Origin of the sequence: Gemmatimonas sp., assembly GCF_031426495.1 — a bacterium.
Taxonomy (GTDB): domain Bacteria; phylum Gemmatimonadota; class Gemmatimonadetes; order Gemmatimonadales; family Gemmatimonadaceae; genus Gemmatimonas.
The window spans coordinates 130,037-142,576 of sequence record NZ_JANPLK010000051.1 but is presented as its reverse complement, the minus strand read 5'-3'; the positions used below and the strand labels follow the sequence as shown (position 1 = coordinate 142,576).

Sequence of the window (12,540 nt, the reverse complement as noted above, 5' to 3'; positions counted from 1 at the left end):
CCTTTGCCCGTTCGTCTTCACGTGTCAGATGTCACCAACCCTGCCTCCTCCTTCCAGTCTGTCGGCGCTGTCGCTGACGGAGTCTCTCGACGCGATCGATCGCGCCGAGTCGACGGCTGCGCGCGTGCATGTCACGGCGGAGCTGCTGCACGGCATGGGGTTCGACCGGGTGGTGATCTCGTTGCGCGATGGGTCGCTGAACCCGATGTCGGTCGTGCGGGCTGGACTTCCGGAAACGGCATCGCTCACCGAACTCGCCCTCAAGCCGCTGCCGGGTGCCGTATGGCGTCGTCGCCTGTCGCATCTGGAGCGTTTCCGTGTAGGAGACCTGCACCTGCTCGACGGCAGCGATGCGTGGGTCTCCCGCGAGTTCTTCGGGTCCGAGGCACATCCGGCGGGAGACGGTCACACCTGGCTGCCCACCGATCTGATTGTCGCGCTGTTGCGTGGATCCGATGGTGAGTTGCTCGGCATCGTGAAGCTGGCTGGGCCGCGCGATGGCCGTCGCCCCAGCGAGGTCCGTCGGCGTGACATCAGTGCCATCACGCGGCATCTGGCGGCCCGCGTCGCCTACGACGCGCTGCGAGCCTTGGCCGAACAGCGACACGAGCGGTTGCTCCGACTGCAGGAAGCGGGCGCTTCGCTCACGCGATCGCTTGACGAGCACGAGATCATGCGCGAACTCACGCGTCAGGTGCAGCTGGCCGTGCGCACCGATGGCGTGGCCGTGCTGATCCCTGATCTCGATGCCGACATCCTCACCACCGCCCTGCGCATCGTACGCGGGGTCGAACGCGCCCGTGGTCCGGTGCGTCTGGGCGAAGGGATCGTGGCGGAAGTCGCGCGCACGGGGCGTCCGGTGCGCGTGGGAGATCGCGACGCTGATCGCGCTCGCGAACGCGCGGGACTTATCCCGCCGCTGTCGATGTACGATGTGGTCGGGGAATCGGGCGCGGCTACGTCGGTGCTCGCGGTGCCGGTGCGCGTGGGCATTCGCTTGCTCGGCGTGCTGGCCGTGCACTCCACGCACGCCGACGTCTACACCGCGGAAGATGAGGAAGTGCTAGCCACGATGGCCTCGCAGGCGGCGACCGCGATTGCCAACGCGCGTCGATATGCCGAGAGCGAACGCGAACGTCGCACCACCGAGGCGCTGGCCGATGTGGCGCGCGCGGTCGGCGAGTCGCTGCGGCTTGGCGAAGTCCTGCGGCTGATCCTGCGTCATACCGTCTCGCTGCTCGGCGTCGAAGGCGCCTGCGTCGCGCTGCGGAACGGCGAGTATCTGCACATCGTGGCATCGATCGGCACCGCCGACGTGCTCAGTGGAGTGCACCTGCCCGTCACGGGCAGCGTGATCGGGCGCTCCGTGGTATCGAACGAGCTGATCGTGCAGAACGAAGGCAGCACGGAAACGGCGCTCCATCGGATGGTGCAGCACCTCGCGCCGATCCAGCGCATGGTGATCGCCCCGCTCATCACCGGGCGTGGCACGATCGGGTCGATCGCGGTAATGAATCGCGAGCGACCGTTCGATCAGGAGGATGGGAAGGTACTGCAGCGCCTCGCCGACCAGGTGGCGGTAGCCATCGTCAATGCGCGCCTGTTCGAGGAAGTCGAGAAGGCCACGCAGGAGTGGAAGGTGGCGTTCGACAGCACGGCCAGCGGTATCGTGGTGCTCGAAGAGTCGCTGACCGTGAGCCGCTGCAACTCGCGGGCGGCGGAGCTGTGCGGCACGACGATTCCCGCGCTGCTGGGCCGCCGTTTCCGAGATGCGCTGGTGGGTAGCAGCGATACGCTCGACGCGAACGCGGTCGATCGATTCATCTCCCGGGCGTTGGCGGAAGGCGTGCCCACCCGCGAACTCGTGCGCGATGATGCCACTGGACGGTTGTTCTCGCTGCTCGCGGCACCGCACCCTGATGGCGGATGTGTGATCACGTTCGACGACGTGACGGATTCGCATCGGTTGGCCGAGCGGCATCGCAAGGTGCTCGAAACCGTATCGGACGCGATCGTGATCACCGATCTCGAAGGTCGCATCACGTTCGCGAATCCGGCGTCGCACATGCTGTTCTCCCGCCCGAATCTCGAGGGCGAAGCGGTGTCCAACCTCACGCCGCCCGAGTGGATCGAGAGCGTGCGTGGGTTTGAGCGGCTGGCCAGGCACGGGGAGGGACAGCAGTACGAGTGCGAGGTGCTACGCGCCGACGGTGAACGTCGATGGGTGCGCGTGAGCTCGGCGCCGCTGGTCGAGCTGGGTCAGGTCACGGGCACGGTTGCCTGTCTGCACGACATCACCGACCGACGAGCCGAGTCCCGCGCCCGCGAACGGTCGGAATCGCTGAATATGCGACTCGTGGAAGCGGCGACCGATGCCATCTGCACCTGTGATCTGCACGGACACTTCACTTCGGTGAACGCGGGCTTTCTCAAGGAAGCAGGTTTGCAACGCGAGGACGTGATCGGGCAGCACTTCGCGGCGATGGTGCACCCGGCCGACAAGGCGATCGCGCGCACCATGGTAGCCGAGACGCTGGCCGGCCAGCGCCGGCGGCTGCAGCTGCGCTTCGTCGGCGCGAACGGACCTCGCATGGGCATGATCACCACCGCCCCGATTCACGAGAATGGCGAAGTGGTGGGTGCGCTCGGGATTATCCGCGACGTGACGAACGAGGAGATCGCGCGCGAAGCGAACGCGCAACAAGCGCGGATGGCGGCGGTGGGACAGTCGCTGAGCCGCGTGGCCAACGAGCTGAACAATCCACTGGCGACGTTGTTGGCGGTGGCCGAGTTGCACGCCACGTCGCCCACCATGCTGCCGCAGGATCGTCAGGCGATCGAACAGATCTGTGAACAGGCGCGTCGGGCGTCGCGGATCGTATCGCAGCTGCTCGACTCGACCGGCGAGGCGCCGCACACCGCCGGTGAGCGAAGCCTCGTCGATGTGAACGCGCTGATCCGACGCGTCATCGATGTGCACGGCTACGGCTTGCGCGCGCACGACATCGAAGTGGAGTTCAACGCCGCGCAGGACCTGCCGGCGATTTCGGGCGACACGATCCAATTGCAGCAGGCTCTGTCGAATCTGCTCGTGAACGCCGAGCAGGCGCTCGTCGGTCACGATGGTGAGCGTCGCATCCGCGTGCGCACGTGTGAAGGGGACAAGGGCGTGGAGGTGCAGGTGAGTGATACTGGCCCTGGCATCACGTCGCATCATCTTTCACGCATCTTCGAGCCGATGTTCACGACGCGCTCCGAGCAGGGTAACCGCGGCCTCGGCCTCACGATCACGCACGCGATCGTACGCGATCACGGCGGCTCGCTCGAGGCGCACTCGCGCGCGGGTGAGGGCGCGGCGTTCACCCTCTCGTTTCCGGTCATGGCAGCGGTGACCTCACCGGTGACGACCGACGGTTCGGCAACGGCCACTGTGGAGCCGACGTCCACGCGATCGCTGTTGCTGATCGAAGATGAGGTCACGCTACGCAGTGCGATCGGTCGCTTCCTGCGGAATACGGGGTATCTGGTGGACGTGGCCGAGGGCGGTTCCGAGGCGCTCGATCTACTGGCCGATCGCTCGTACGATCTGATTCTGCTCGATCTCCGCATGAAGGGGCTCACCGGCGAGCAGGTGTACGAGATGATCGAGTCGCGGGATCCCGATCAGGCGCGTCGGGTCGTGTTCATGACGGGGGACTTGCACAGCGCCACGGCGTCCCGATTCATCCGCATGACGGGTCGACCGGTACTGGCAAAGCCGTTCACGCTGCTCGAACTCGAGACCCGCGTGGCCCAGCTGATCCAGGAGTCGCGTTAGCTTTCCGGGATGACCCCCTGGGAGCAGCTCGGCCTGGCGATCGGACACGCCACCGATCATGACGGCGCTACCGGATGCAGCGTGATCCGCGGCATCGATACGCCATTCCGCTGCAGCGCCGCGTTGCTGGGACGCGCGAGCGGCACGCGCGAACTCGCCACGTGCGACCCCGACCATCTGGTCGATCGCACCGATGCCATTCTGTTCACCGGTGGTTCGGCCTATGGGCTCGACGCCGCGGCTGGTGTCATGCGCTGGATGGAAGAGCGCGGGCGCGGCTTCCCGGTGGGTGGCGGCGTCGTTCCGATCGTCCCCACAGCCGTGATCTTCGATCTGGCGCCGCTGGGCCGCTTCGATGCGCGCCCTACGGCGGAGATGGCCTACGCGGCCTGCGATCACGCATCGGCCAGGTCGATTGCCGAGGGGTGCGTGGGAGCCGGCACCGGCGCGCTGGTGGGGAAGGCGGTGGGGCCAGCCGCCGCGATGAAGGGTGGGGTGGGCCTCGGTGTAGCCGAGGGTGGCGGTGTGCTGGCCGCGGCCTTCGCGGTGGTGAATGCCTTCGGCGATGTGCGCGATGAACAGGGTCGCATCATTGCCGGGGCGCGAGATGCGCATGGCGGATTTCTCGACGCGGTGCGGTTGCTGCGCGGACAGGATGCGCCGGCGGAGTTCGCGCTGATGGCCTCGGTGCGTCGCAACACCACGCTGGTATTCGTCGCGGTGAGTGCGCCGCTCACCAAAGCGCAGCTGTCGCAGTTGGCCCGCGCCTCGACGGCTGCGATGCATCATCGCATCACGCCGTGCGGTACATCATTCGATGGAGACGTGCTGTTTGCCGCGTCACCGCTGGAGGCCATCTCCGGCTTTGCCGGTGCCGATGACGTCCCGCTGGCGCGCATCGAAGCCGTGGCCGGTGCCGCCGTCGAGCGCGCCATCGAACGCGGTGTCGTCACCGCACATGGTCGCGACGGCATTCCCGGTGTGGCCGATCTTCGTGCATAGCGACGAGTCTTCCCCTTTGCTGAGAGTCCTCCGTTGGGCACTGCACTGACGCTTTCCATCGCCGACCGCTTCACGGTACGATCGGCCATCGCGCCACTCCTCAGTGACGCGCGCATCTCCGCGCCGCTCACGTCGCAACTGCTGGCCGGTGAAGTGCTGCAGTTGGTGGACGGCCGCGGCGACTGGCTGCACGTGCGCGGCGCCGACGACTACGAGGGTTGGACACACGTAGGCTATCTGATGCCGTTCACCGGCACCGAAGCCACGTGGCGTATCTCGCTGGGCTGCGTGGCACGTGACGCCGAGGGACAACGCCGCGCCCTCCCGCTCGGTGCACGCGTGGCGCAGGGGCTCGAGGTGATCGAAGGCGTGGCGATCGATGCCGCTGCTCGCGCCGCACAATTCCCACGCGACCGCGACGCCATCGTGCGCAGCGCACGCTCGCTGTTCACCGGCGCCAGCTACCTGTGGGGAGGCGTCTCGCCGTGGGGCGTGGACTGCTCTGGCTTCGTACAGCGGATCTTCACGCTGCACGGTGTGCCACTGCGTCGCGACGCGTGGCAGCAAGCGGAGGACACGGTCCTGGTGAGCGACGACGTGTCCGCGCCGCACGCTGCGGGAGACCTGCTGTTCTTCTCGGATCGCGACGACAAGCGCATCACGCACGTCGGCATAGCCACGGGCAACGGCGGCATGATCCACAGCTCGCTCGCGCGCGGCGGCGTATGCGTGGAAACCGAGCTGACAGCGAGGCTGAAAGAGCAAGGTATTGGAATACGGCGGGCGGTTTGAACGGCGAACGGCGCTAAGAGTAAAAAGCGCTAAGAGTCAACGTCGCTAAGAGTGAACGGCGCTAAGAATAAACTGCGACGCAGTACTCAGCACCGCGCGGTTCGCTGTTGCGCCGTTGATTCTTAGCGCTTTTGATTCTTCGCGCCGTTCACTCTTAGCGCCGTTGATTCTTAGCGCCGTTAATCAGTTCAGGAGAGCATCCCTGCAGCCGCTCCCGGAACTACCGGCTGCCCTTTCACGTGCAGCAGCGCTTCGCCGCGCTTTTCGTCGCGCAGTTCCACGATCATGCGGTAGTCGCCCGTGAGGTCGAGCGGCAGATCGAGCTGCACGATCACCGGCATGTCGAGTTCGGTGGTGCCGGGCGGTGGCGGCGCGATGGAGAGTTCGGCGTTCGACACCCACAGCTCAGCGCCGCGCGGGTTGACCCAGCGCAGCGTCATGGCGTGATCGCCGGCATCGCTGGGGAGGGCCTTGATGCGGACCACGAAGGTGGCGCGGGGGTGCAAGGCCGGGAGCTGACCCACATGGACGGCATCGAACACGCCCAGGATGTTCAGCTTCCCTTCTTGGGAGATATTCGCCGCGTCGGCAAAGAGCGCAAAGGAGACATGCATGTGCGGAAGGTACCGGCCCCACGGCGGGGATTCCACCCGCTGCGCGCACGGTGCCTAGATTTCGGGGATCATGACTTTGCCTCAGACTCCAGCTGCTGCACCCCGCCAGGGCTTCGGGACCACCGATCTCGGGCTCGTGCTCATGTCGCTGATCTGGGGCGTCAACTACAGCGTGGTGAAGGCCGGACTCCGCACGCTCTCGCCGCTCACGTTCAACGGGCTGCGGGTCTCGATGGCGGCGATCGTGCTGTTCGCGATTGCCGCGTGCGTGCGCGACAAGCTGCCGTCGCGCCGGGACATCATCACGCTAGCGCTGCTTGGCCTGATCGGGAACGGGCTATACCAGCTGTTCTTCATTTTTGGCATGTCGCGCACACGCGCTGGCGTGGCGGCATTGGTGGTCGCGGCCGGACCGGCGTGGATCGCCATCATTTCGCGCATGCTGGGACGTGAACATCTGCCCCTTCGCGGATGGAGCGGCATCGGGTTGCAGCTGCTGGGCGTCGCGTGCGTCGTGGGTAGCGCGCAGGGCTTTGAAGGCGGTCGGGACGTCATGCTGGGCGCGGGACTGATCGCGCTCGGCAGCATCGCCTGGGCGACATTCAGCGTGCTGTTGCAGCCGTACACCAAGACCGCGCACCCACTGCACTTGTCGGCGATCACCATGGCCAGCGGCGCACTTGTGCTGGTGTCCATCGCGCTGCCCGATCTCATCAAGCTCGATTGGGGTGCTGTGTCGCTGGTGGAGTGGGGCGCGGTGACGTATGCCGGCATCGGGGCGCTGGTCGTGGCGTATCTGCTGTTCTATCGCGGGGTACGCGTGCTCGGCGCCACGCGCACCGCCATGTACGGCAACCTCCAGCCTATCGTCGCGATTGCCTTTGCCTGGCTTATGCTGGGCGAGCAGCCCACCGTGTGGCAGATACTCGGTGCCGCGCTCATCATGGCGGGACTGCTGCTGTCGCGCACGGCACACGCGAGACCGCTCGCGGAACGCGCCGCTTCCGTTTCATCCTCAGTCCAGACCTCGTGAAGCTCGTTTTGTTCGATATCGATGGCACGCTGCTCTGGTCCGACGGCGCTGGCCGCCGAGCCATGGAGAACGCCTTGTTGCGCGTGTTCGGCACGACCGGTGATACCAGCTATCGCTACGACGGCAAGACCGACCGGCAGATCGCGCGCGAACAGATGCGCGAGGCCGGCTTCACCGACGCCACGATCTCCAGCCGGCTCGACGACCTGCTCAACGAGTACGTGCACGGACTTAACAGCGAACTCACGCGGGAAGGCGCTACGCCGGCCCGGTTGTGTGAAGGGATTTTACCGCTGCTCGAGGCGCTGCGCGGCACGAGCGATGTCACCCTGGGCTTGCTCACGGGCAACATCGAGCGTGGAGCCCGTGCCAAGCTGAACGCGGTGCAGGTCGACTTCGACCAGTTCCGGGTGAATGCCTTCGGATGCGATCATGAAGAGCGTCCGCAACTGCCCGCGGTCGCGCAGCGTCGCGCCCTCGACCTGCTCGGTCTCGACATCGCCGGTGACCGCATGGTGATCATCGGTGACACGCCCGCGGATATTCACTGCGGACGCTCGCTCGGCGTGCGCGCAATCGGTGTGGCGACTGGTCGATACAGCACAGATGATCTGGCCGCGCACACTCCTGCGGCCGTGTTCACCAACCTCGCCGACACCGACGCCGTCGTGTCCGCGATCCTCGCCTGATGACCTCGGTCATCACGGCGCAGGCGCGCGTCGTCGGCATCGTGCGTGGTCGCGAGATCGACGCGTCGGCCAGTGTCACGCTCGATCAGGAGACGCTCGTGCTGGCTTGGCTGGATGCCTCGCCGTGGCGACTGTCGCTGAGTGGCATCGAGGGCATCGCCGGCGGCGCGTCGTCACTCACCGTGTATCTCGTCAGCAACGACGTGCTGGAGCTCAGCGGCGATGATCAGCTCCGGCCGCTCGGGTTACAGCTGCTCGATCGCGCCTGTGCGATGCCCGAGCTCACGCGCGGACTCAAGTCGCTCGGTTCGTCGCGCGGCACGCCAGTCGCCGCGCATGATCGCTGGTTCGCGCCGTTCCTGGCCGCGCGCCGCTCGGTGGAAGGCGTGAGCGATCCAGCGCGTCAGGTGATGCTGCTCGATGCCCGCACGCTCACCACGGAGATTGAACGGGCCATCGCCGAGATCGCGGCGTCAAAAGCCCCCGGTGATCCAGCCGAGCAGCGCGCCGTGGAAGCGGCCCTCGAAGAGGAAGCAGCGCCCGTGTTTTCCGCCATCGAGATCATGGGACTGGCGGGTGATGCGCTGCGCGGTGGCGCGCTCGACACGCGCATCGCCGACTGGCGGCGATGGGTGGAGACGGTGCGTGGTGTGTTCGCGGCGGCCGATGACGCCTGGACCGGCATCGCCGCCGAACTTCGCTAACGCGTCTTGCCGCGCGACGTTATCCGCAGCCGCAGTCGGATCCGCAGCCGCTCTTTGGTTTGCGCGCCGCAGCCAGCGAGCGCCACGCGCGTCGCCCCACGAAGAACAGCGCGCCGGCCACGATCAGCGCGACGACGATCAGCTGCGTGTTCAGTTCGGGCATCATCGCGAGCCTCCGAGACCCAGTGCCGTTCCGCCCACGTAGACGAGCCACGCGGAGCCCCACGCCAACGCGAGCATGTACGCGAACTGCAGGCCGGCCCACTGCCAACCGATGCGACCGCCGCCGGCTTCACGCACCGTGACCGCGATCGTGCTGATACACATGAGCGCGAACACGTAGAACACCATGAGACCAACCGCAATCAGCGGTGTGTAGGCGCGCTCGCCGGTGACGGCATTGCGCTCTGATTGCAGTCGCTCGGTGAGTGCCTGCTCGCTCTCCGTGCCGACGCCGTAGATCGTGCCCATGGTGGAAACGAACACTTCGCGGGCGGCGAAGCTGGCGGCAATCGAGACGCCGATTTTCCAGTCATACCCCAGAGGGCGCACCAACGGTTCAATGCCGTGACCGATGCGGCCCAGCACCGAATGCTCGAGCTGTTGCTCCTGCTGTGTTTCTGCGGGCAGCGACGAATCCACGGTGGCCTTCGGATAGGTGGCCATCGCCCAGAGTACGATTGAGAGCGCCAGAATCACGGTACCCGCGCGCTGCAGGAACAGCTGGCAGCGTTGCACGACCGACACGCCCAATGACTTGAGACTTGGAAAACGATATGGCGGCAGCTCGAGAATCATGGGGCGCACGGGACCCTTGAGCAGCGTGCGCTTGAAGATCGCGGCCACGGCGAGGGCGACCACGGTGCCGAGCAGATACATGAACAGCATCGTCGCGCCCTGCAGCGTGAGCCCCGGGAAAATCGACGTCGCCGGCACGAAGGCGCCGATGAGCAGCGTGTACACCGGCAGTCGGGCTGAACAGCTCATGAGGGGCACGACCATGATCGTGGCCAAGCGATCTTTCGGATCTTCGATGGTGCGTGTGGCCATGATGCCGGGCACGGCGCAGGCGTACCCCGACAGCATCGGGATGAAGCTTTTCCCGTGCAGGCCCACGCGGCGCATGATGCGATCCATCAGGAACGCGGCGCGGGCCATGTAGCCCGAGTGTTCGAGCAGGCCGATGAACGTGAACAGAATCGCGATCTGCGGCAAGAACACCAGCACCGAGCCGACACCGGCAAACACGCCGTCCACGATGAGCGAACGCAGGTCGCCCTCGGGCAGCGTGTTGCCCACCGCGCCGCCGGCGGCGGCGATGATCGCTTCGATGCCGTCCATTAGTGGCGTGGCCCACGAAAAGACCGCCTGAAAAACGATCATCATGAGCACGAGGAAGATGAGCGGTCCCCAGACGCGGTGGAGGGCAAACCGGTCGATGCGGTCGCTCACGTTGTAGCCGGCCGGCCGTGACCGCGTTACGGTGCGCTCGATAACCTGCGCAATCCAGGCGTAGCGCACTTCCGATTCCAGGCGAGTGGGCACGAACCCAACGCTGCGCAGTTCGTCCGAGGCGGCCGTGATGGCTTCCGCGAGGCCCGGCACGCGATCGAGATGCGGACCGACCCGCTGCATGCCCAACAGTCGTAGCGCTTCCATGCGCGCGGCAACGGCCGAGAGCCCGTCGGACACGAGACAGGCCTCGAGCGGGGCGAGCGCGTCCTGGGCCGGCTCGGGGAGCGAGAACTGTCGCGTGGGAGCCGGCAGTCCCGCGGCGATGACGAGCGCCTTCTTGAGCGGTTCGAGCCCTTCACCGCGCTTGGCCACGGTGGGCACGATCGGCACACCGAGCTGATGGATGAGCTCCGGTATGTCGATCCGCAGTCCCTCCGACTCGGCCACATCAAACTGGTTCAGCGCAATCACGACCGGCACGCCGAGCTCGATGACCTGGCTGGCCAGGAAAAGATTGCGCTCGAGGTGCGACGCGTCGGCGACCACGAGCACGACATCGGGACGCCAGCGGTCGGCATCGCGACCGAGCAGGACCTCCAGAGCCACCTGCTCATCGGGTGAGCCCGCCGACAAGGAATAACTGCCCGGAAGGTCCAGTACGGTCACACGGCGGCCGTCAGGGCCCTTGAACCCGCCTTCGACCCGCTCGACGGTGACGCCGGCAAAATTTCCGACGCGCTGACGTAGCCCGGTGAGGGCGTTGAAGAGCGTGGTCTTGCCGGTATTGGGATTGCCGATGATGGCAACCCGCATCGACTCACGGCCGGCTTCGCTGAGCGCGCTGCCGCCGGCATGTGGGGGGACAATCGCCGAATCGTCGGGCGACAGGGGGCTCTGCAGAGTACTCACCGGATCCTGACGCAGACGCGGCGCACCGGCCGCGTGTCGGGCGCCTCGCCAGTCGCGCTACGAGCGCGCGTTGACGAGCTGAACGGTGATGCCGGCCGTGAGCGCCGAACCGAGCGCGAGGCGGGTACCCCGCACCTCGAGGAGCATGGCATCGCGCGCGTCGATGACGTTGACGCTGGTGCCTTCACAAAAGCCCAGCGCGCGAAGGCGGCAGGCCTCGTCACCTGAGCATTCGATGTCCACGACGGTGACCCGAGTCCCTGCCGGACACGCGTTCAGCGCGCACGTTGTCCGTGCGGCGGAGGTGTTTTGCGACTGCAGGGTAGGGAGCTGAATCTGGGCCACGGCATTAGATGAGAATGGTTCTCAAAGCGTGTGTTGGAGTATACACATCACCCGCCACCGTCCGCAATGGGGAGCACCCGAGTCGGCTTTTACGCCCACGGCTCATGGCCCAAAGCACATTGCCCATTGCCCACAGCCCACAGCCCACAGCCCACAGCCCACAGCCCACAGCCCACAGCCCACAGCCCACAGCCCACAGCCCACAGCCCACAGCCCTAAAAGGCCATTGGCCACGAGCCATGGGCTAAAAGGCGATGGGCTTTGCGCCATGGGCGATGGGCCATGAGCCATGGGCTAAAAGGCCGTGGGGCGATGGGCCATGAGCCATGAGCTAAAAGTCAAGCCGTCGCCAGCGGGCCACTCCGCTTCGTCCTCGCCGCCATCAACGCCACGCCGATCGTCAGAATCGCAATGCCGATGATCTGCGCCGTCGAGAATCCCATCACCAACCGGTCATCCTTCGCACGGAAGAACTCGACGATAAACCGCTCGATGCCGGCCACAATACAGTACAGGCCGAACAGCCAGCCCGGCAGATTTGCGTGCTTCCGGAAGCGCCACAGGATCGCGAACATCACGAAGCCCATGATCGTCTCATACAGCTGCGTGGGATACACCGCGATCACATCCGACATGTTCGTGCCGGCGGGGAACTGGACGCCGAACTGTTGCGACATCACGGCCGCGGTGCTTGGCGGGGCGCCCTCGGGAAACTGCGTGGCGAAGAAGCCGTTGAACGGGCGACCGTAGTCATCCCCCACCGCCCAGCAGCCAGTGCGACCCACGGCGTAGCCGGCGGCGATGCCGATCCCGCAGACGTCGGCGATCTTCAGGAAGCTCAGCTTCTTGTACTTGATCGTCGCGTAGCACAGACCGACGGCACCGATAAAGCCGCCCCAGAACACGAAGCCGCCGCGGCTGAAGAAGGCCGACGGGTCGCCGGTGAGCACCACGTAGTACGTCTTCGCTCCGATGAGCGTGCCGATCAGTGCCGCCAGCACAATGTCCGGCATCGCCTCCGCTTCCGCATTCTGTCCACGGCGCCAGAACTCGCGCTGGCAGACGATCTGCGCGATCACGAACGCCATAAGGACGGCGAGTCCGAATCCGGTCAGTTCGAGAAAGCCGAACTTGAAGACCGTGGGGTGGTGGATGATGGGATGCACAGAGGAGTAAGGGG

Annotated in this window: 11 protein-coding genes; 6 read left to right on the top strand and 5 right to left on the bottom strand. The window is 66.0% G+C overall.

Features of this window, described 5'->3' with window-relative positions:
* Positions 1–28: 28 nt before the first annotated feature.
* From RMP10_RS14155 to RMP10_RS14145, 3 genes are read left to right on the top strand one after another with little or no spacing between them, the layout of a single operon-like run.
* Positions 29–3,817 carry a PAS domain S-box protein gene (locus tag RMP10_RS14155; protein WP_310570860.1) on the top strand — a complete coding sequence of 1,263 codons (3,789 nt, stop codon included), beginning with the start codon at positions 29–31 and terminating at the stop codon, positions 3,815–3,817.
* Positions 3,818–3,826: 9 nt separating this feature from the next.
* Complete coding sequence (locus RMP10_RS14150; RefSeq protein WP_310570859.1) at positions 3,827–4,819, top strand: P1 family peptidase; 993 nt, start codon at positions 3,827–3,829, stop codon at positions 4,817–4,819.
* 33 nt (positions 4,820–4,852) lie between these two features.
* Positions 4,853–5,611: an NlpC/P60 family protein gene (locus RMP10_RS14145; protein WP_310570858.1), complete on the top strand. Its 759-nt coding sequence runs from the start codon at positions 4,853–4,855 to the stop codon at positions 5,609–5,611.
* 188 nt (positions 5,612–5,799) lie between these two features.
* Here the strand turns inward: RMP10_RS14145 and RMP10_RS14140 are convergent, their stop codons facing one another.
* On the bottom strand, positions 5,800–6,225 hold the full coding sequence (locus RMP10_RS14140) for a hypothetical protein (protein ID WP_310570857.1): 426 nt from the start codon (positions 6,223–6,225) through the stop codon (positions 5,800–5,802).
* 70 nt (positions 6,226–6,295) lie between these two features.
* Here RMP10_RS14140 and RMP10_RS14135 point away from each other — a divergent pair, with 70 nt between their 5' ends.
* Genes RMP10_RS14135 through RMP10_RS14125 form a run of 3 tightly spaced genes read left to right on the top strand, consistent with a single transcriptional unit; the run spans position 6,296 to position 8,651 of the window.
* A complete protein-coding gene (locus tag RMP10_RS14135; RefSeq protein WP_309672234.1) occupies positions 6,296–7,258 on the top strand; it encodes a DMT family transporter in 963 nt (320 codons plus the stop codon).
* Positions 7,255–7,947 (top strand): HAD hydrolase-like protein, encoded by a 693-nt coding sequence (locus RMP10_RS14130; RefSeq protein ID WP_310570856.1) that lies wholly within the window; start codon positions 7,255–7,257, stop codon positions 7,945–7,947. The genes RMP10_RS14135 and RMP10_RS14130 overlap by 4 nt, the downstream gene beginning before the upstream one ends.
* Positions 7,947–8,651, top strand: coding sequence for a hypothetical protein (locus tag RMP10_RS14125; protein WP_309672236.1), 705 nt, complete (start codon positions 7,947–7,949; stop codon positions 8,649–8,651). The genes RMP10_RS14130 and RMP10_RS14125 overlap by 1 nt, the downstream gene beginning before the upstream one ends.
* Positions 8,652–8,670: 19 nt before the next feature.
* Here the strand turns inward: RMP10_RS14125 and RMP10_RS14120 are convergent, their stop codons facing one another.
* The 4 genes from RMP10_RS14120 to RMP10_RS14105 all read right to left on the bottom strand — a co-directional run bounded on the left by RMP10_RS14120 (position 8,671) and on the right by RMP10_RS14105 (position 12,526).
* Positions 8,671–8,817, bottom strand: a complete 147-nt coding sequence (locus RMP10_RS14120) for a FeoB-associated Cys-rich membrane protein (protein ID WP_309672237.1) — start codon at positions 8,815–8,817, stop codon at positions 8,671–8,673.
* On the bottom strand, positions 8,814–11,015 hold the full coding sequence (gene feoB, locus RMP10_RS14115; protein ID WP_310570855.1) for a ferrous iron transport protein B: 2,202 nt from the start codon (positions 11,013–11,015) through the stop codon (positions 8,814–8,816). Before feoB ends, RMP10_RS14120 begins: the two co-directional genes overlap by 4 nt.
* Positions 11,016–11,072: 57 nt before the next feature.
* On the bottom strand, positions 11,073–11,360 hold the full coding sequence (locus RMP10_RS14110) for a FeoA family protein (RefSeq protein WP_309672239.1): 288 nt from the start codon (positions 11,358–11,360) through the stop codon (positions 11,073–11,075).
* A gap of 338 nt (positions 11,361–11,698) precedes the next feature.
* Positions 11,699–12,526: a prolipoprotein diacylglyceryl transferase gene (locus tag RMP10_RS14105; RefSeq protein ID WP_309672240.1), complete on the bottom strand. Its 828-nt coding sequence runs from the start codon at positions 12,524–12,526 to the stop codon at positions 11,699–11,701.
* Between the last annotated feature and the right edge of the window lie 14 nt (positions 12,527–12,540).